The 19,637-nt window shown below is 62.2% G+C and carries 14 protein-coding genes; 3 read left to right on the plus strand and 11 right to left on the minus strand.

Going from position 1 to position 19,637, the window contains the following annotated elements:
• Nucleotides 1-3: 3 nt before the first annotated feature.
• Nucleotides 4-3,303 carry a maltose alpha-D-glucosyltransferase gene (gene treS, locus ACEK02_RS04910; RefSeq protein WP_371420670.1) on the minus strand — a complete coding sequence of 1,100 codons (3,300 nt, stop codon included), beginning with the start codon at nucleotides 3,301-3,303 and terminating at the stop codon, nucleotides 4-6.
• Nucleotides 3,304-3,313: 10 nt separating this feature from the next.
• The gene (locus ACEK02_RS04915) at nucleotides 3,314-5,266 is read right to left on the minus strand and encodes an alpha-1,4-glucan--maltose-1-phosphate maltosyltransferase (protein ID WP_371420671.1); all 1,953 of its coding nucleotides are present in this window, start codon (nucleotides 5,264-5,266) and stop codon (nucleotides 3,314-3,316) included.
• A 203-nt stretch (nucleotides 5,267-5,469) separates the two neighbouring features.
• On the opposite strand from ACEK02_RS04915, the gene malQ reads away from it, so the two are divergent.
• Both malQ and ACEK02_RS04925 read left to right on the plus strand, forming a co-directional pair.
• A complete protein-coding gene (malQ, locus tag ACEK02_RS04920) occupies nucleotides 5,470-7,422 on the plus strand; it encodes a 4-alpha-glucanotransferase (RefSeq protein WP_371420672.1) in 1,953 nt (650 codons plus the stop codon).
• 19 nt (nucleotides 7,423-7,441) lie between these two features.
• Entirely contained in the window at nucleotides 7,442-9,244 is a 1,803-nt protein-coding gene (locus ACEK02_RS04925) for a glycoside hydrolase family 15 protein (RefSeq protein ID WP_371420673.1), read from the plus strand.
• Nucleotides 9,245-9,419: 175 nt separating this feature from the next.
• Here ACEK02_RS04925 and ACEK02_RS04930 read toward each other — a convergent pair whose 3' ends face one another.
• From ACEK02_RS04930 to ACEK02_RS04955, 6 genes are all read right to left on the minus strand, one after another.
• Nucleotides 9,420-10,232, minus strand: coding sequence for an HAD family hydrolase (locus tag ACEK02_RS04930; RefSeq protein WP_371420674.1), 813 nt, complete (start codon nucleotides 10,230-10,232; stop codon nucleotides 9,420-9,422).
• Between the two features lie 11 nt (nucleotides 10,233-10,243).
• On the minus strand, nucleotides 10,244-10,786 hold the full coding sequence (locus ACEK02_RS04935; RefSeq protein WP_371420675.1) for a gluconokinase: 543 nt from the start codon (nucleotides 10,784-10,786) through the stop codon (nucleotides 10,244-10,246).
• Nucleotides 10,779-11,519, minus strand: a complete 741-nt coding sequence (gene pgl, locus ACEK02_RS04940; RefSeq protein WP_371420676.1) for a 6-phosphogluconolactonase — start codon at nucleotides 11,517-11,519, stop codon at nucleotides 10,779-10,781. Before pgl ends, ACEK02_RS04935 begins: the two co-directional genes overlap by 8 nt.
• A gap of 4 nt (nucleotides 11,520-11,523) precedes the next feature.
• Nucleotides 11,524-13,047, minus strand: a complete 1,524-nt coding sequence (gene zwf / locus ACEK02_RS04945) for a glucose-6-phosphate dehydrogenase (RefSeq protein WP_371420677.1) — start codon at nucleotides 13,045-13,047, stop codon at nucleotides 11,524-11,526.
• A 5-nt stretch (nucleotides 13,048-13,052) separates the two neighbouring features.
• Nucleotides 13,053-14,081, minus strand: coding sequence for a phosphogluconate dehydrogenase (NAD(+)-dependent, decarboxylating) (gene gnd / locus ACEK02_RS04950; RefSeq protein WP_371420678.1), 1,029 nt, complete (start codon nucleotides 14,079-14,081; stop codon nucleotides 13,053-13,055).
• 64 nt (nucleotides 14,082-14,145) lie between these two features.
• A complete protein-coding gene (locus ACEK02_RS04955) occupies nucleotides 14,146-16,998 on the minus strand; it encodes a bifunctional transaldolase/phosoglucose isomerase (protein ID WP_371420679.1) in 2,853 nt (950 codons plus the stop codon).
• Between the two features lie 204 nt (nucleotides 16,999-17,202).
• On the opposite strand from ACEK02_RS04955, the gene ACEK02_RS04960 reads away from it, so the two are divergent.
• A complete protein-coding gene (locus tag ACEK02_RS04960; RefSeq protein WP_371420680.1) occupies nucleotides 17,203-17,475 on the plus strand; it encodes a hypothetical protein in 273 nt (90 codons plus the stop codon).
• Between the two features lie 40 nt (nucleotides 17,476-17,515).
• Here the strand turns inward: ACEK02_RS04960 and ACEK02_RS04965 are convergent, their stop codons facing one another.
• The 3 genes from ACEK02_RS04965 to ACEK02_RS04975 all read right to left on the minus strand — a co-directional run bounded on the left by ACEK02_RS04965 (nucleotide 17,516) and on the right by ACEK02_RS04975 (nucleotide 19,636).
• Nucleotides 17,516-17,968 (minus strand): hypothetical protein, encoded by a 453-nt coding sequence (locus ACEK02_RS04965; protein WP_371420681.1) that lies wholly within the window; start codon nucleotides 17,966-17,968, stop codon nucleotides 17,516-17,518.
• A 30-nt stretch (nucleotides 17,969-17,998) separates the two neighbouring features.
• On the minus strand, nucleotides 17,999-18,652 hold the full coding sequence (locus tag ACEK02_RS04970) for a hypothetical protein (protein ID WP_371420682.1): 654 nt from the start codon (nucleotides 18,650-18,652) through the stop codon (nucleotides 17,999-18,001).
• Nucleotides 18,653-18,967: 315 nt separating this feature from the next.
• A complete protein-coding gene (locus tag ACEK02_RS04975; RefSeq protein WP_371420683.1) occupies nucleotides 18,968-19,636 on the minus strand; it encodes a hypothetical protein in 669 nt (222 codons plus the stop codon).
• Nucleotide 19,637 lies beyond the last annotated feature (1 nt).

Below are 19,637 nucleotides of genomic sequence, written 5' to 3' on the forward strand. Positions count from 1 at the left end.
TGGTCACACGACCTCCTCAGAGTGCTGGTGCAGGATGCGGAGGATGCCGGCCAGGGGCACCCGCAGCCAGTCTGGCCGATGCGCGAGTTCGTATTCGATTTCGTAGAGCGCCTTCTCGATGAGAAAGAAATTCAGCATGCTTGCCGCAGCATTCTGATCGGCGGGCCACAACCGCTTGTCGGTCATGGTCTCGCGATAGGCATCGACGAAGGACGATGTGGCGCGTTCCCGCCAGGCATCCAGCGCGGCGGCAAGCTTGCCGGTGTCATCGGGCGTAACCCTGAGCGCCCGTTCGAGCGCCGCAGTGGCCGAATAATCGATCGAGCGGATGAGCCCGGCGATGTCGCGCGCGGCCGGCGCCTTGCGGCGGCGTTCGTCGATCGACCGGCGTGGTTCACCTTCGAAGTCGATGATGAAAATGTCGTCCTTGACGATCAGCATCTGGCCGAGATGGAAGTCGCCGTGATGACGGATCTTCAGTCCGTCGGTCCCCTCGGGCAGTAGCGCAGCCAGCCGTTCGCGCAGGCCGTTGCGCAGCGCCAGAACCTGATCGATCAGGGCGCGATCGGTGTCACGCACGTTGTTACGACGCTGTGCCAGCGCGCTGAACACCGGCTCGGCGCGCGAGACGATTTCATTGATCCACAGCTTGATATCATCGGGCGATGTTCGCTCCGGTTTGAAATCCGGGATGTCGTCGTGGCTGGCCAGCGCCATCTGCATCTCGGCGACGCGGCGTCCGGTTTGCGACATATAGAGCAGGTAAGGAACCTGCTCTTCGCTGTGCGGGGCGTGGTCATCGACGGCCAGCAGGCGCTGCTCATCGGCGAAACGGTCGAGATAGGCCGATGTCACTGTCCAGGCATCGCCCTGATTCTGCACGAAGGCATGCACGATGGCGACGGCTGTGCGCTGATCGCCCTCGACCAGCTCGACACTGCCGAGCAAAGCCGGCGTGTTGGTGAAGCCCGCGATGTCAGTCAGGAAACGGCTGACCTCGATCTCCGGATTGATGCCGGCCTGCAGCTTGCGATAGATCTTCACGACATAGTCTTTATCGACCAGAGCGGTGCTGTTGGACTGCTCGGTTTCCACCGCCCGGATATTCTCGAGAGAAGCAGCGGGTTTTTTGGCAAGCTTCGCCGTCGGCCGGAATTCTAGGCGCTTGCCTTCTTCCTCAACCGTCAGAGAAATACGCAGATTGTGCAGCAGCAGCGAGATGAAGATGTGGTCGGTGGCGACGTCGAGCAGTGTACCTTCGCGCGCGCCCTGACGGACGGCGGCAAAGGCTTTCGGATTGTAGCGCTCGCGGTCGAAGCGCGTCCATTCGATCTGCATGGGCAGCAGATAGCGCGTCGTGACGTTGCGCTGGCTCGTTTCGAAGAACACCAGCCATGGACGGTTGTCGCCGATCTCGCAGAACGGGATCGCGCCGGTGAGCAAGGGCTGGATCGCCTTGGGCTGTCGCTCCGGATACCAGCGGCTGCGCGCCAGGAAGGAGGGCAGCACGTCGCGCTCGAACACACCACGCGTACGGGCGAGAGTCATCCAGGTCGAGCCGAGCGGCACCACCAGCGTTTCGAATTCCGGCACCACCGGCGGCTGCGAATGTTCGGAGACATCGCGGAGCTGTAGCTGGAACCAGTAGAAGCCGTAAGGCGCCAGCGTGATCATGTAAGGCAGTTCGCCGATCGGCGGGAATTTGGTGCGGCCGAGCATTTCGAGCGGCACGCGTTCCTTCCACGGCGACAGATCGAGTTCGGTGGCCTGCGCGGCGCGCGACAGGTTGGCGACGCAGAGGATCGCTTCGTCGCCGAATTGGCGCACATAAGCGAGAACGGAGCGGTTGTCGGGGCGGATGAAGGTCATGGTGCCGCGGCCGAAAGCGAGCGTCGATTTCCTGACGGCAATGAGGCGTTTGGTCGCCGACAGCAGCGACGACAGGCTGCGTGACTGTGCTTCCACGTTCACGGACTCGTAGCCGTAGATCGGGTCCATGATCGGCGGTGCATAGAGCCGCGCGGGATCGGCGCGCGAGAAGCCGCCATTGCGGTCGGGCGCCCATTGCATCGGGGTGCGCACGCCGTTGCGGTCGCCGAGATAGATATTGTCGCCCATGCCGATCTCGTCGCCGTAATAGATGATCGGCGTGCCGGGGAACGACAGCAACAGCGAATCCAGTAGCTCGATCTTGCGGCGGTCGTTGTCCATCAAGGGCGCCAGGCGGCGGCGAATGCCGACATTGATGCGCGCACGTGGATCGTTGGCATAGGTCGACCACAGATAGTCGCGCTCGACGTCGGTGACCATTTCCAGCGTCAGTTCATCGTGATTGCGCAGAAACATGGCCCACTGGCAGTCAGGTGGGATATCCGGCGTCTGCCGCATGATGTCGGTGATCGGGAAACGGTCTTCTTGCGCCAGCGCCATATAGATGCGCGGCATCAGCGGGAAGTGATAGGCCATCTGGCATTCGTCACTGTTGCCGAAATACTCCTGCACGTCCTCCGGCCATTGATTGGCCTCGGCCAGCAACAATTTGCCGGGCGCATAGGCGTCGAGCTCGGCGCGCAGATGCTTGATGACCTTGTGGGTCTCCGGCAGGTTCTCGTTATTGGTGCCGTCGCGCTCGACGAGATAGGGGATCGCGTCCAGGCGGAAGCCATCGACGCCGGCATCGAGCCAGCGTTTCATCACCTGCACCACGGCGGAGACGACGCGCGGATTGTCGAAATTCAAATCCGGCTGATGCGAGAAGAAGCGATGCCAGTAATAAGCCTTGGCTTCTGGATCCCAGGTCCAGTTGGACTTCTCGGTGTCGGTGAAGATGATCCGGGTGCCCTGATATTTCTGGTCGGTATCGCTCCAGACATACCAGTCGCGCGCGGATGAGCCTGCCGGGCTGCGGCGTGCGCGCTTGAACCAGTCATGCTGGTCCGAGGTGTGATTGATGACGAGCTCAGTGATGACGCGCAGGCCGCGCCGCTTGGCTTCGTGGATGAAGCGCTTGAAGTCCTTCATCGTGCCGAAGTCGGGATGGATGGTGCCGTAATCGGCGATGTCGTAGCCGTCGTCGCGCCCGGGCGACGGATAGAACGGCATCAGCCACAGGGTGGTGACGCCGAGATCCTGCAGGTAATCCAGCTTTTCGGTCAGGCCCGCGAAATCGCCGATGCCGTCATTGTTGCTGTCGGCAAAGGTCTTCACGTGCAGCTGGTAGATGATCGCGTCTTTGTACCAGAGCTTGTCGATCTCTTCAGCACGCTGTTTCGCTTTGGCGTCGATGTCGGTCATTACGTTCATGTCAACGCTTTCAGGCGAGGCAACGGAAGAAGATGGCAGGGTCGCGCTGGGGATCGAGACGCAGGCGGATGCCGCCCCATTCGACGCCATGGCGCTCGCCGGTAATGATGTTTTCGACGGCGGCGACGTTGCGCCTTTCACCATCGACTGTGACTTGCGTGTCGATCGGCAGCCAGAATTCGTAAGGGTCGCGCGACAGGGCGATGGCGCCGGCAACGGTGTTGGTGCCATCCACCGACTCCTTGACGAAGCCGATGATATTGTCGTTCTCCACCCGCATGAAACGCAGGTTCGAGGTCTGCTGCAGCGCCGGGTTGGCGCGGCGCGCATGGTTCAGTGCAGTGATATAGGGCTTGATATTACCCGGCGCATTCCAGTCGCGGGTCCTGATCTCGTATTTCTCCGAGTTCAGATATTCCTCCTTGCCCGGAATGGCCTCGTGTTCGAGCAGTTCGAAGCCGTTATAGATGCCATAGGTCGAGGACAGCGCGGCCGCCAGCGCCACGCGGGCCTTGAACATCCAGGCTTCGCCGGATTGCAGGTGATAGGGCAGGATGTCCGGCGTGTTGACGAAGAAGTTGGGGCGATAGAACTCGCGCTCGGGATAGCCGCACAGTTCGTTGAGATATTGCTCGATCTCCCACTTTGCGGTGCGCCACGTAAAGTAAGTGTAGGACTGCGAGAAGCCGAGCTTGGCCAGGCCCTTCATCAGCTTCGGCCGTGTGAAGGCCTCCGCCAGAAACAGCGCGTCCGGATGCCTGATCTGCACCTCGTGGATCACCCATTCCCAGAATCGCAGCGGCTTGGTGTGCGGATTGTCGATGCGAAAGATCCTCACGCCCTGATCGCACCAGAACAGCAGCATGTCGCGCAGCGCATTCCACAGCGATCCCGCATCTTCACAGTCGAAGTCGGGATTATGGATGTCCTGGTATTTCTTTGGCGGGTTCTCGGCATATTTCATCGAGCCGTCGGGCCGGCGCTTGAACCAGTCGGGATGCTCCTTGACCCAGGGGTGATCCGGCGAGCATTGCACGGCCACGTCGATCGCCACTTCCAAACCGTGCTCCTTGCACGCAGCGATCAGCGCGTGGAAATCCTCCATGGTGCCGAGTTCAGGATGGATCGCGTCATGGCCGCCTTCCTCGCCGCCGATAGCATAGGGGCTGCCGACATCGCCGGGTTCGGAGGTCAGCGAATTGTTCTTGCCCTTGCGGTTGGTCTTGCCGATGGGGTGGATGGGCGTGAAATACAGCACGTCGAAGCCCATGGCCTGCACGTCAGGCAGGCGGGCGATACAATCGCGGAACGTGCCGTGCTGGCCGGGCACCGTGCTCTGGCTGCGCGGTACCATCTCGTACCATGCGCCGTTGCGGGCGCGCTCACGGTCGATCATCAGCGGCAGTAGGGGTGAGCGCGTCAGGTCCGGGCGCAACTGGGCTTCGCTCATGGCGGCGCGCAGTTCCGGCGACAGCAGCGGCTCATTGTCGCCGGTCTGCAGAAAATTCTCGCATTGCTTGACGATCAGCGCCGAAGCCTCGGGCCCGCCGTTCTGCGCCTTGGTCATCAGGCCGGCGCCTTCCAGCGCATCCAGCGTGACATCCTGGCCCGCCTGCAGCTTCAGTTCGAAGCCGTGGCGCCAGGTGGCGAATTCGTCGGTCCAGGCCTCGATGGCATAGACATAGCGGCCGATGCCATCGGGTGTGAAGGTGCCGCCCCAGCGGTCATTGGCCTCCAGCGTCATGGGGACCCGATTCCACTCGCGGTCCTGCTCGCGGCGCCAGACAACGGCCGCGGCAATGATCTCGTGACCATCGCGGTACAGGTCCGCATAGACGGCCACAGGTTCGCCCACGATGCGTTTGACCGGGAAACGGCCGGCATCGATGATCGGATAGATATTTTCGATATGGAAAGCCCCACCAATACCAGCGGTGTCCACGACTTGGGAAGTTCTGTTCACGGTGATGCCATCAACATGAGGTGTCGTCCCCTGTTCGAATGAATGGAAAAGAGACGGTGCGATCATATACAAAGCCCCGTGACAGGCGTTTGGTTCCCTCGGGAACCGAGCTTAGATCGACGCGTTGAGAACGGCTATCCTCTTCCGCAAATTCATGAATTTCCCAGCAACTCTCGATTGTTGCTCTGCAAACGGCGTGCCGAATGGACCTTTTCACCAAAGCTGCCGAACTCGGAATCCAGACCGGCTTTCACGACGGTCAGGGCCAATGGCATACGACCAGCGAAGCGGCGCTGAAGATCATTCTGGACGCCATGCCGGTGCGCACGCCGCACAGGTTTGTGGAAAGTCCGGTCGTGGTCCGGGCCGGAGAGGGCGCCCGCACGGTCCTCAACGAGGCTGCCACGTTCCCCCTGATCTGGAAAATCCTCGACGGGGTTAAGGTTATCGCCGAGGGAACGACGGAGGGGCGCGAGATTATCTGGCCGCACGATTTGCCGGTCGGCGTGCACAGGCTCAGGCTGATCGACGCCAGGAAATTCCCTGACGAAGTGCCGTTCATCGTGGCACCATCCAGGGCATTTCCCGGTGAATTTGAACGCTCCTGGATTCTCGCCGTGCAGCTCTATGGTGTGCGCACCGAGCGCAACTGGGGCATCGGCGACTTCACCGATCTGCAGAACGTAATCAGACTGGCCGCCAGTATCGGCGCCGGCGGCGTCGGGCTCAATCCGCTGCATGCGCTGTTCGACGACCGGCCGGCCGAATGCAGCCCGTATTCCCCGAACAGCCGGCTGTTTCTCAATCCGCTTTATATCGACGTGGAGGCGCTGCCCGAATACGCGGCCAATGACAGCGGCGATATGCTGGCCAAGCTGCGTGCGAGCCAATTCGTCGACTACGCGGACATCGCGGCTGCCAAGTCGAAGGCGATGCGTGCGGCCTTCGAGGCGTTTGATGCGGACCCAGATTCAGAACGTCAGAAGGCCTTCGCCGCCTTCCGCGCCGAGCGTGCGCCGCTGCTGACGCGCTTCGCCTGTTTCGAGGTGCTTCGGCATCAGCAGCAGACCGCATGGTGGGACTGGCCGCCGGAATGGCTGCTCCCGGATGATGCGACCTGCGCCGCCTTTCGCGCCGGACCGGACGGCAAGGACGTCGCCTATATCGAATATGTGCAGTGGAATGCCGACCTGCAGCTCAAGGCCTGTTTCGATCTGACCACCAGGCTCGGCATGCCCGTCGGCCTCTATCTCGACGTCGCCGTCGGTGTGCAGGCTGGCGGCTTCGATGCCTGGAACGAACAGATCGCGATCTCACGTCATCTCTCCGTCGGCGCGCCGCCCGATGCGCTGCAGCCCGCCGGACAGAACTGGGGGCTCGCCGGCTTCAATGCCGCGGGACTCGAGGTGCAGGGCTTCGCACCGTTCAAGGACATGCTGCGCGCCTCGATGCGCTATGCCGGCGCTGTCAGGCTTGATCACGTGCTCGGCCTCAACCGCCTTTATGTCGTGCCGCATGGTTATGACGCCGACAACGGCGCCTATGTGAAGATGCCGCTGGAAGCACTGCTGGCCGTGACAGCGCAGGAAAGCGTGGCCAATCGCTGCGTGGTGATCGGCGAGGATCTCGGTACCGTGCCGGACGGCTTCCGCGATCATCTCGCATCCTGGGGCATCTGGTCATATCTGGTCATGATGTTCGAGCGCGACGAACGCTATGCGTTCAGGGGCGTCGATTATTACGCGCCGAATGCACTGGTGACGTTCAACACCCACGATCTGCCGACCTATGCCGGCTGGCGCAGCATGCACGACCTGCAGCTCAAGCGCGCGCTCGGCATCGATCCCGGCGAAAGCGACGATGCCCGCCGCTATGCGCTGCAGATGCTCGGCGAGGCCCTGCGACATCAGGGCATCGAGACCGAGGATTTCTACGCCGTTGCTCACTTTCTCGCGCGTACGCGGACCCGTTTGCTGGCCATCGCGTTGGAAGACCTGTTGGGTGTGATCGATCAGCCGAATATTCCCGGCACCATCAACGAGCATCCCAACTGGCGACAGCGGCTTCCGGTCGCGGTCGACAAGATGACCGAGGCCATCGATCTCGCGGCGCTGAAGCACGCCACAGCCGACCGGAGCCAGTTACTTCCTCATTGATTGATCGGGCAGAAAGTCATTGTTCAGCAACATCGAAGATTACGCCCTGATCGGCGATTGTGAGACCGCCGCCCTCGTCAACCGCGATGGCTCCATCGACTGGTTATGCTGGCCGGCCTTCGATTCCGATGCGTGTTTTGCAGCTATCCTCGGCACCAAGGAACATGGCCGCTGGCTGATCAAGCCCGCCGCCGAGATTACCAGATGTGAGCGCCGCTATCAGGGCGATACGCTGATCCTGGAAACGCGTCTGGAGACGGCCGACGGTGCGGTCACACTGATCGACTTCATGCCGCCACGCGGTGCCGCGTCCGACATCGTGCGCATTGTTCGCGGCGAGCAGGGCACCGTGAAGATGCGGATGGAATTGATCATCCGCTTCGGCTTCGGCAACAACATTCCATGGGTCAGACGTGCAGAAGACGGCGCGCTGCTCGCGATCTGCGGGCCCGACATGACCGTGCTGCGTTCGCCCGTGGAGACCCGTGGCGAGAACATGACCACGGTTGCCGAGTTCGAGGTCAAACCCGGCGACAGCATCCCCTTCGTGTTCACCTATGGTCCTTCGCATCTCAAACTGCCGGCGCCGATCAATCCCGACCATGCCCTGAGAGATACAATCGAGTTCTGGTCGGAGTGGAGCGGGCGCTGCACCTATAAAGGCAAGCACCGCGATCTCGTGATGCGCTCGCTGATCACGCTGAAGGCCCTGACCTATGCGCCATCCGGCGGCATCGTCGCGGCGCCCACCACGTCGCTGCCGGAAAAGCTCGGCGGCGCCCGGAATTGGGACTATCGCTTCTGCTGGGTGCGCGACGCGACCTTCACATTGCTGGTGCTGATGAACAGCGGCTACACCGAAGAAGCGCGCGACTGGCACAACTGGCTGCTGCGCGCCGTTGCCGGCTCGCCCGCCGAAATGCAGATCATGTATGGCATCATGGGTCAGCGTCGCCTGCTGGAATGGGAGGCCGACTGGCTGCCGGGCTATGGCGGTGCGCTGCCCGTGCGCATCGGCAATGCCGCCCATGCGCAGCTGCAGCTCGACGTCTATGGCGAGCTGATCGATTCATTCTACCAGACCCGCGTCGCCAAACTCGAGCTTGAGGGCGAACCCTGGGCGGTCGAACGCGAAATCCTCGAGCACCTCACAGCGGTGTGGCAGCGGCCGGATCACGGCATCTGGGAGCGCCGTGGCAACGGCAAGCACTATGTGTTCTCCAAGATCATGTGCTGGGTAGCGTTCGATCGCGCCATCAAGAGCGCCGAGAAATTCGGACTTAAGGGGCCGGTCGAGGCATGGCGCAAGCTGCGCGACGAAATCCATCACGATGTCTGCGAGAAGGGCTATGACCCCCGCGAAAACACCTTCGTCGAATCCTATGGCTCGGATGTGCTCGATGCCAGCGTTCTTCTATTGCCGCTGGTGGGCTTTCTGCCGGCGACCGATCCGCGGGTTAAAGGCACCATTGCGGCCATCGAGAAACACATGATGCGCGACGGCTTTGTGCTGCGCCACGATCCGCGCGAAGTCACTGACGAGATCCAGCCGATCGAAGGCGCCTTCCTTGCCTGCAGCCTGTGGCTGGCCGAGGCCTATATCATGATGGGCGAGCTCGCCAAGGCGGAAGAGCTGTTCGAACGCGTGGTGTCCGTTGCCAACGATGTCGGGCTGCTGGCGGAAGAATACGACCCGCTGGTGAAACGCCAGACGGGCAACTTCCCGCAGGCACTGACACATATCGCGCTGATCGCGGCGGCGCAGAATATCGATGGCGCGAAGCGTCCGCAGGGCAGGCCGGCGATGGAGCGGTCGAAATAGAGGCTCTTTTCTTACCTCGCCCCGCTTGCGGGGAGAGGTCGGATCGCGAGCGTCAGCGAGTGATCCGGGTGAGGGGGATTCAGAGAGACGCTCTGGCCGCCTCTCACCCGACGCGGACTTCGTCCGCGCCACCCTCTCCCCGCAAGCGGGGCGAGGGAGAGGTGCAACCTTCGCCTTATCCGCCCGCATTCCGCTTCAAGATCATCTCCACCGCGCCCGCAAACCCTTCCTCCTCGTTGGACGTCGTCACATCCGTCGCCTGCGATTTCACATCGTCGCTCGCATTGCCCATCGCGACCGACATGCCTGACACCTTGAACATCGGCAGGTCGTTGCGCATGTCGCCGATGGTGGCGATGGCCTCAAGGGAGATGCCGAGGCGCTGCGCCATGGCCTGCACGAAGGTGCCCTTGTTCTGGTTGGGTGGCGTGATATCGAGATAATAGTTCTGCGAGCGCACGGCGACAGCCGTATCGCCCAGCGCCTTCTGCATCGCGCCCTCGCAGCGTTCCAGCAGCGGGAAGTCGGCGCTCGCGCCGACGATCTTGCAGGCCCTGGCGAGATAGGGCGAGAAGTCATCCACCGTCACGGCCTCATGCTGGATGGTGTCGCGCTCATGCGGCACATATTTGCCGTCGTCGCGCTTGATCACCCATTCGTCATTGGTGAAAATCCAGATATCGACGCCGTAGTCTTCCAGTATTTCGATGGCGCGTTTGGTGGCGGCTTCCGGGATCAGGTGCTGCACGATCGGCTTGAGGTCGCCGTCCACCATGGAGCTGCCGTTGAACGGGCCGATGGGCAGCGTGATCCCCAGTGGTTTCACCAGGAAGCGCATGCCGACGGGCGGGCGGCTCGACGTGATGGTGAAGCCGATGCCGGCGTCTTCGAGTTTCTTCACGGCCGCCTTGGCCGTGTCGGTAAGGCGTTTATCGTGCGTGACGAGCGTGCCATCGACATCGGACACCACGAGAGCGATCTTGGTCATGGTCTGATCCTTCAGGCCGGTAGTTGCTTTGTGATGACGTCCACGATGCCATCGATGTTGTCGTCGATGGACACCGTGATCGGACGTTCATCGGGACCGGGAATCTCCAGCGTCCTGAACTGGCTGTCGAGCAGCGACGGCGGCATGAAATGGTTCTTCCGCGCCGCCATGCGCTTGGCAATCAGCTCCCTGGCGCCGTCGAGATAGACGATGCGAATATCATGCCGGCCGTGTAGCAGCAGATCGCGATAGACGCGCTTGAGCGCGGAACAGGCGACGACCAGTCTGCCGCCATCGGCAGTGACGTGGTCGATCTCGTCGGCGATGCTCTGCAGCCAGGGCCAGCGGTCCTCGTCGGTGAGGGGCTGACCCGCGCGCTGCTTCTCGACATTCGCCGGCGGATGAAAATCATCGCCATCAGCGAAACGCCAACCGAGACGATCGGCCAGGGCCTTTCCGATCGAACTCTTGCCCGAGCTCGACACGCCCATCACGACCAGAGCCTTGGGTGTCAGGGTCTTGGGTGCCACATTGTTGGGGGCGGTGTCAGCCACGCGTGTCGTCCGGCAGGGCGGCCTTGTCGCACAGCCACACGGTTTCGCCGTCCGACCGCGCACGGTTGGCCGGCAGGTCCTCGGCTTTCAGTATGCGCGTCAGGATCGCGCGCTTGTCCTCGCCGCTCATCAGGAACAGCATCTCGCGGCATGAGGCCAGTGCCGGCAGCGTCAGGCTGACGCGCGGCACGAACGGCTTCACATGGGCTTCGGGCACCCCGACCACCCAGCGATCCTTGACTTCGATGGCGGGATAGCCGGGAAACAGCGAGGCCACATGGCCGTCGGGGCCGACGCCGAGCAGCACCAGATCGAATAGCGGCCTTGCGGTATCAAATGTGTCGGCACCATAGAAAGACTGCAGCTCGCGTGCATAAAGCGCAGCAGCCTCATCCGGGCTCGCCGTATCGGTCTTGATCGGGTGCACATTCGCAAGCGGCGCGCATGCATCCAGAAACGCAGTTCGCGCCATGCTCATATTGTTGAGCGGATCGCTTGACGGCACGAAGCGGTCGTCGCCGATGAACCAGTGCACGCGATCCCAGGGGATCTCGCTTCGGTAAGGCTCGGTGGCGAGCAGCTCATAGAGCCGCTTGGGGCTCGAGCCGCCGGTCATGCAGATGGCGATGCGGCCGGGATTGGCCTCGATGCGCTCGATCAGTCGCTCGGCCGCGGCTTCTGCGAGCGCCAGCGCATCTTCGACCACGACGATATGACGATTGGGCGCTGCCATGGCGTCAGCTCAGCACGCGCCAGCTACGACCGTCGCGCTTGAGCAGGTCGTTGGCTTCGTCGGGTCCTTCGCTGCCGGCCTTGTAGGTCTTCAGCCCATCCTTGCCGGCCTTTTTCCAGGCATCGAGGAATGGCTGCACGGCTCGCCAGCCGGCCTCCACGCTGTCGGCGCGCTGGAACAGGATGTTGTCGCCGATCATGCAGTCATAGATCAGCGTCTCATAGCCCGTCGCCGGCGCGGCCTGGAAGTAGTCCTTGTAGCGGAACTTCATTTCGACGCCGTCGATCTTCACGGCAGGGCCGGGCACCTTGGTGTTGAACTTCAGCGAGATGCCTTCGTTCGGCTCCACGGCGATGACGAGGAAATTCTCCGCGAGGCTTTCCACCGACATATCGCGGAACATCGCGAATGGCGCCTGCTTGAACTTGATCGCCACTTCGGTGCGCTTGATGCCGAGCGCCTTGCCGGTGCGCAGATAAAAGGGAACGCCGGCCCACCGCCAGTTGTCGATCGACAGCTTCATCGCTGCATAGGTTTCGGTGGTACTGCCTTCCTTGACGTCTTTGGTCTTCAGATAGTCGCCGATATCGGTATCGCCGACATGGCCGGCGACATATTGCGCGCGCACCGAATTCTTCAGCGCTTCCTCTTCGGTCTGGGTGGTGACGGCAGCGAGAACTTCAGCCTTCTCGGAGCGTACCGCGTTGGCCTCGAAACGCGCGGGCGGCTCCATGGCGACCAGCGACAGCAGCTGGAACAGATGGTTCGGCACCATGTCGCGCAGCGCGCCGGTCGCATCGTAGAACGAGCCGCGATGACCGACGCCAATCTTCTCGTCCACGGTGATCTGCACGTGATCGATATGGTTGCGATTCCAGATCGGCTCGAACATGCCATTGGCAAAGCGCAGCACCAGGATGTTCTGCACCGTCTCCTTGCCGAGATAGTGATCGATCCGGTAGATCTGCTGCTCGTTCATCAGGCTGAGCAGTTCCTTGTTCAGCTTCTTTGCTGATTCAAGGTCGGTGCCGAACGGCTTCTCGACCACGAGGCGACGCCAACAGCCATTTTCCTTCAACATGCCGGTGCGGCCGAGCTGGCGCGCGATCGGCGCGAAGGCCGAAGGCGGCGTTGCGAGATAGAACAGGCGATTGCCCCCGGTGCCGCGCGCTTCCTCCAGTTTGTCGAGCTGGTCCCGCATGCGATCGAAGGATTCCGGCTCGCCCGGATCGGCCTCGATGCAGGTGACGCAATTGAGCAGCTTCTGCGCGATGGCGTCGTCGACGGGGCGCGTCGCATATTGCTTGAGGCCCTTCATCAGGTCCTCGCGCAGCTCGGCGCCGGTCATGTCCTTGCGGGCGATGCCGACGACGCAGAATTTCTCCGGCAGCAGATCGGCCGCCTGCAGGTTATACAGCGCCGCGATGACCAGCCGGTGCGCGAGATCGCCGGTGACGCCGAAGATCACGAATGCGCAAGGATCCGGCTTCTTGGATTTGGCAAGGCTTTGAGCTGGTGTGTCGGTCATGCGGGCTACGCCTTTGGTTTGATGATATCAGGCGCGTCCTGCCGTTTTGGATCCGGATGCTGATCGGGCTCTTTGTGGCCGCCGAAACCGGCGCGCATCGCGGATAGAATCTTCTCTGCAAATGTGTGCTCCTTGCGGGAGCGAAACCGCGCAAACAGCGCAGCAGTCAGAACCTCGGCGGGCACGGCCTCGTCGATGGCGGCATTCACCGTCCAGCGGCCCTCGCCGGAATCCTCCACGAAGCCGGAGTAAGTATCGAGGGTCTCGTTCCTGGCGAGTGCCGAGGAGGTGAGGTCGAGCAGCCATGACGGGATCACGCTGCCGCGGCGCCAGACTTCGGCGATATCGGGCAGATTGAGATCGAAGCGATGCGCCTCGGGCAGCGCCTCGATATTGGCGTTCTTCATGATGTCGAAGCCTTCAGCATAGGCCTGCATCAATCCGTATTCGATGCCGTTATGGACCATCTTGACGAAATGGCCGGCGCCGACCGGGCCGGCATGGATATAGCCATTCTCGACGCGGGGATCGCTGTTGTCGCGGCCCGGTGTGCGCGGGATGTCGCCGATCCCCGGCGCCAGCGTCTTGAAGATCGGATCGAGCCGGTCGACCACTTCCTTGTCGCCGCCGATCATCATGCAATAGCCGCGCTCAAGGCCCCAGACGCCGCCGGACGTGCCGACATCAACGTAATACAGGCCCTTTTCCTTCAGCGCCCGGCCGCGGCGGACGTCGTCCTGCCAGAAGGTGTTGCCGCCATCGATGACGGTATCGCCGGGCTCCAGCAGTCTGGTCAGCGCGTCGATGGTGGTTTCGGTGATCTTGCCGGCGGGCAGCATCACCCAGACCGCGCGGGGCCTGTCGAGCTTCTTGACGAAGTCTTCCAGGGAGGATCCGCCGGTGGCGCCTTCGGAGGCGAGGCTGCTGACGGCCTTGGCGTCCTTGTCATAGACGACGGCGGTGTGACCGTTCTTCATCAGGCGGCGGACAATATTTCCACCCATTCGGCCAAGGCCGATCATGCCAAGCTGCATTGTGCGATGTCCTTTATTGATTACGCATGACCCGAAGCAATGTCCGGGCCATGCGAGTCGTCGTCTAGTTCAATGCGGCAGTCATCGCCTTGTCGAGCATCGCGAGACCGGCCTTGAGGTCGCCCTTGAGATGGACGCGCAAAGCGCGGCGATTGCGATCCGTGAGTACGCCGAAGTCACCACGCGCCTGTGCAGCCTTGATGACACCGAATGACGCCCGGTAATCAGGGATGGCGAGATCCTTGGCATCGTCCGCCGTGATCTGCAGGAAGACGCCGGTATCGGGTCCGCCTTTATAGGCCTGGCCGGTTGAATGCAGGAAGCGCGGGCCGAATTCGGCTGTGGTCGCGACCTTCTTCCTGTCGCGCACGGCCATCCGCATCTGCTGCAGCGTGTCGATATGCGCGGGATCGCGCTCGACATAGGCCAGCAGGGCCACATAGTCGCCGGGGGTCACGCGGCGGAAATGCGCTTTCAGCCACGATGTCAGATCGCCATCGGCGCCGGCCTTCTTCAGCAGTTCGGCATTGCTGTCGTCGGTATAGAGATCGGCTTCCTTCGATGACACCACCGGCGTCTCCGGCGGCAGCGCGCCGGTCTTTTCAAAGGACTCCGTCAGCTCCCGCGTCTTGATCTTGGCAGCTTCCACGTCCGGCTGGTTGAAGGGGTTGATACCGAGCACCGAGCCCGCGACAGCCGTGGCCATCTCGAACCGGAAGAATTCCTGGCCGAGATGATCGATCGACGCCATCACGATGCGCGCGACGGGATGACCCGCTTTCTCCAGCGCCGCGAGTTTGTCGTCATGGGCCTTGTCGTCCTCGCCGGAGGTGCGCAGGTCGATGAAGAAACGATCGGTGCCGTAGACGGAGGGCTCACCCAGCGTCTCGCCGTCGATGGGGATCAGGCCCTTGCCGTCCTTGCCGGTGGATTCAGCGATGAGCTGTTCGGCCCATGCGCCGAAATCGGCGATCTTCTTCGACGAGAGAATCGTCACCTTGTCGCGGCCATCGAGGCCGGCATTGCCCATGGCAAGGCCGAGCTGCACGCCGGGATTCTCGGCGGGCGGCACGTCGGGACCGCAGGAGCGCACCATCGACAGCGTGAGATCGAGCAGCTTGGCGAGATCGACGCCTGCAGCGGCCGCCGGCACGAGGCCGAACGGCGACAGCACCGAATAGCGTCCGCCGATGGTCGGGTCGCCGTGGAAGATGCGCGCGAATTTCTGTGTCTTGGCGACCTTCTCCAGCGACGAGCCGGGATCGGTCACGGCGACGAAATGGCCGCCGGCCTTGTCGGCGCCGACCGCCTTGGTCACCTCGTCGAAGAAGTAGTTCTTCATCACATTCGGCTCGGTGGTGCCACCGGACTTGCTGGAGACGATGAACAGCGTCTTGGCGATGGTCACCGCCGCGCCCATGGCACGTACCTGCGCAGGATCGGTGGAATCCAGCACATGCAGTTTCGGGAAGCCCGCGACCCTGGCGAAAGTCTGCGCCAGCACTTCAGGCCCGAGGCTGGAGCCGCCCATGCCGAGCACCACCGCATCGGTGAAGCCCTGTGCCTTCACCCATGTGGCGAAGTCGTTGTAGTCGGCGAGCTTCGCCTTCTCGTCGAAGGCGCTGTTCAACCAGCCCAGCCACTTGTCTTCGTCGGCGCCGGTCCAGACCGATTTGTCCTTGTGCCAGAGCCGGCGGATCTTCGCCTGACTGCGCCACTCTTCGGTCGAGGTTGCGACCTTCTTCGTGATGCCGTCGCCGAGCGCCAGCTGCTGCGTACCGATGCTGCCGCCGAGCGATGTCGCGCGCTTGTGCGCCACCGCGCCATAGAGCTTGTCGGCGGCATCGGCGAACAGCTTGACGCCGTCCTCGACGAGATGGGTCGTGATCGCATCCAGCGAAATGCCGGTCCTGGCGAGATCGGCCAGCACCTTCTTCGCATCCTCGACATTCTCTTCGAGACTGTCGCGCACTTCGCCGTGGTCGCGGAAGGCGTCCAATGTGGCGGGCGGCACGGTGTTGACGGTGTTCTTGCCGATCAGCTCCTCTACATAGAGCGTGTCGCGATAGTCCTTGCTCTTCACGCCGGTGGAGGCCCAGAGCAGGCGCTGCGGCTTGGCGCCTTTGGCCTTGAGCTTCTCCCAGCGCGGGCCGGCGAACAGTTTGAGATATTCCTGATAGGCGAGTTTGGCATTGGCGATAGCCACCTTGCCCTTCAGGTCCTTGAGCCGCGCCTTTTCGGAGGGATCGTTGGCCTTGGCGATCTTGTCGTCGAGCTGCTTGTCCACCTGCGCATCGATGCGGCTGACGAAGAACGAGGCAACGCTCGCCACATGGGAGGGATCGCCGCCGCCGGCAACATATTTTTCGAGACCCTTGAGATAGGCGTCGGCCACCTCGACATAGGTCTTCTGCGCGAACAGCAGGGTGACATTGATGCTGATGCCTTCGCCGATCAGTTGTTCGATGGCCGGCAGGCCTTCCGGCGTCGCCGGCACCTTCACCATCAGGTTCGGGCGCTTGACGCTCTTCCAAAGACGCTGGGCCTCGTTCACGGTGCCCTTGGTGTCATTGGCGAGATAGGGCGAGACTTCCAGGCTGACGAAGCCGTCGTCACCCTTCATCTTGTCGTAAACCGGCTTCAGCACATCGGCGGCATGCTGGATGTCCTCGACGGCAATGTGCTCGAACAGGTCGGCAGGCGACTTGTCGCCGGACTTCAGGGCCTCGGCAATCGGGGCATCATATTCGTCCGAACTTCCGATCGCCTTCTCGAAGATCGCCGGGTTCGACGTCACGCCCTTCACGGCGTCGGTGTCGATCAGCTTCTTGAGGTCGCCCTTGGCGACGAAGCCGCGGGCGAGGAAGTCCAGCCAGACGGCCTGACCATGGGATTCGAGTGCTTTGACGGGATTCATGATGCCTTGTTCTGTTCACAATTATCAAAAGGCCGATCGCCGCGTGAACGTGCCGCGGCCCGGTTCCAATGATCGCCCCAAACCCCTACGCGTGGCAAGCCGAACGGTTCCATTTTGGCTGCGGGTGCCGGATCGCAATTCCGTGTTTGGCCGGAACGGTGCGTGAAATGACGATTGTGTAAATTTTGTGCGTCGGATTTATGGGTGGTAGCCGCTGGCGAGGCATTGCCGGAGCGCATGTCCGAAGAGCAACCAATGACAAGAGATGAGTTTTTGGAGGCCATCCGAACGCGGAAGATCGATCCGCGATCATTCGATCTGGATCATCGACGCGACGAGTGTCACGTGCTGGAGACGCGCGAGACGCAATGGGTCGTGTTTTACAGCGAGCGGGGCCTTGAGTCCGGCATCCGCCACTTTCCGACCCAATCCGATGCGCTGGAATACCTGTTGTCGGTCCTTCGCCCCGGTTTCTGATCATGCTTTCCTGCCCGGATCGCGCTGCGCTTCGTCCGGCCTACGGTCGAATATAGAGATACCCTTTCGACTGCAGCTCTGCGATTTTGACCACGCCGCCTCTGTCGGCAATGGTGAAGCCCGGCTGCAGACCGGCAAGCGTCATGTCCTGCGCCTTCATGGTGTTGGCGCAGGCGGCCATCTGCAGGCCGGCCTTCGAGAACCTGGCCACCCGGCTGGTCATATCAGGATTGGCCTGGGTCAGGGTAAAAGCGCGTAGCGCCGGGCCGAGCACCACCAGCGCGATGGTGACGTTGTCGGGGCCACCGACGCCATCGAAGTGGTTCTGGATATTGCCGAGGGCGAAATTCACCCTGTCGGCATCGGCGAGATGGTAGACGACCTTGAGCCTGGCGGGCGGCTTCTCGTCGGCCGTCACGGCATTCGCTCGCGATGCCAATAATCCCGCGCCGATCGACGACAGGGCGGTCCACAACAGGCTGCGTCGATTCATGGCTGGCTCCTGTCCTGTTGCGTCCGCAGCTTACTTGCCGAGCATCGCAATGCGTTCGTCGTCATCGCTGACCAGGGATCCGCAATCCTTCAGGCTCGTGCGCTCGAGGCGAAACGCCTTGTCGTCGTCGCCGGCCTTGAGATAGTCGGCAGTTTCCTCTTCGGCCTTGCTGTCGTTATCCCAGATACGCACGGCTTCCAGCCGAACCATCGCCGCAGCCTTGTCCTGCGGCTTGCGGCCTGCCGCGATGCCGATCTCGATGCCGCCGCCTTCGCAATCGATGGGGCAGGAGAGCCGGACTTCATCGCCGGCATCTTCGACGATCGCATGACTGCAAGATCCGGCGGATTGGAAGTCGCCTTTGCGGTGGCGAAATTTCACGCCGAGCCTGAATTCGTGATTGTAGGTCTGCTCTTTCGACGGCGTGTCCACCGTGACCAGGAGCTTCATGGCACTGACCGTCTGCTTCGGGTGGGCAGCGAGATGCTCGGCGTCGTAGCGCCTGATAAAACAGGCAAAGGTCTTCGCCTTGCCGGCCGTGCTGCCAACCAGCGTGGCGTCGAAAGCCTCGGCCTGTGCAACCGACGCCTTCCTTGGCTCGTCCTCTGCACGGGCGGTGCCGCCGGCGACGGCCGAAACCAGAAGCGCAGCGGCAAAAGCGGGGATGGACAGGATGCGGGTCATGGACGTCTCAAGAGGTGAGGCCCGAACGGGCCATTTCACCTTGGTCGCGTGAGGCGCGGGATGCGTTCAATCGACGCTGGGCACGGTCGATGCACTCCCTCGCCCCGCACTTGCGGGGAGAGGGTGAGGCGAGGGGCAGGGCACCGGTCTTTCAGAATATCATGCAGGCGCGGGTCGATGGAGACTCCGATCCGAAATGAGGAATGCGTGGCGTCTACGTGCCATGCCCCTCACCCGACCGGCTCGCTGCGCTTCGCCGCTCGACCTCTCCCCGCATGCGGGGAGAGGTTAAGAAGGCAACGTGGGTTCATGAATTCAAAGATCGCTTTTTGCCAGATCCCACATCAGCCGGTAGGTCCCCTCGGAGATCAGCTCCGCCGAAGACGCTGTGATGGCCGCAGTGAAACGCCCCTTCATGGTCGCGGCCACCGCATCCACATCGGTGCCGTCGATCATGACATACCAGTCGCGCGCTGCCGGATTGGGCGCGGCGGGATCGTCGGTGAGCGGTTTCGACAGGCGGGGATCGCTCTCCATCAGATGCATCGAGATGATGCCGTTGATATCGCCGGGATCGAGCTGTGCTTCGATGGCGCTGCGCAGTTTGTCAGCGCCTTCGACGGGGGGCCGGATGCGCACCAGCCCGAGCGCCGCGCCGCGGCCCTGACCGCGGCTGACAGTGATCCGCGCGACCGAGCGCAGCATGTTCTGGAAACGGCCGATATTGGTCCGCGACCATTTTGTTTGATTGGCCAGTGCCGTGCGATAGGCGTCGCTGTCCAGCACGTCGAATGTCGCGGTCGAATACAGCCCGAGATATTTCGGCCTGGCATCGACGGCGACATAGCGGCGTGCTTCGACGAAGCCTTTGATGGCGACGCGCTCGGCGAGATGCTCGCGGTCGTACCACGCGTTGAATTCCCGCTCGTGGCTCGCGTCGATATCCATCGACGTCATCAGCATTCCCGTGCCTTTGATCGGCATT

Source organism: Tardiphaga sp. (assembly GCF_041424195.1).
GTDB lineage: Bacteria > Pseudomonadota > Alphaproteobacteria > Rhizobiales > Xanthobacteraceae > Tardiphaga.

Excerpts from the sequence above, each read along its gene's own strand:
- treS (WP_371420670.1), bottom strand. The coding sequence starts at position 3,303 with ATGAACGTAATGACCGACATCGACGCCAAAGCGAAACAGCGTGCTGAA.
- malQ (WP_371420672.1), top strand. The coding sequence starts at position 5,470 with ATGGACCTTTTCACCAAAGCTGCCGAACTCGGAATCCAGACCGGCTTT.
- ACEK02_RS04930 (WP_371420674.1), bottom strand. The coding sequence starts at position 10,232 with ATGACCAAGATCGCTCTCGTGGTGTCCGATGTCGATGGCACGCTCGTC.
- pgl (WP_371420676.1), bottom strand. The coding sequence starts at position 11,519 with ATGGCAGCGCCCAATCGTCATATCGTCGTGGTCGAAGATGCGCTGGCG.
- zwf (WP_371420677.1), bottom strand. The coding sequence starts at position 13,047 with ATGACCGACACACCAGCTCAAAGCCTTGCCAAATCCAAGAAGCCGGAT.
- gnd (WP_371420678.1), bottom strand. The coding sequence starts at position 14,081 with ATGCAGCTTGGCATGATCGGCCTTGGCCGAATGGGTGGAAATATTGTC.
- ACEK02_RS04955 (WP_371420679.1), bottom strand. The coding sequence starts at position 16,998 with ATGAATCCCGTCAAAGCACTCGAATCCCATGGTCAGGCCGTCTGGCTG.
- ACEK02_RS04965 (WP_371420681.1), bottom strand. The coding sequence starts at position 17,968 with ATGAATCGACGCAGCCTGTTGTGGACCGCCCTGTCGTCGATCGGCGCG.
- ACEK02_RS04970 (WP_371420682.1), bottom strand. The coding sequence starts at position 18,652 with ATGACCCGCATCCTGTCCATCCCCGCTTTTGCCGCTGCGCTTCTGGTT.
- ACEK02_RS04975 (WP_371420683.1), bottom strand. The coding sequence starts at position 19,636 with ATGCCGATCAAAGGCACGGGAATGCTGATGACGTCGATGGATATCGAC.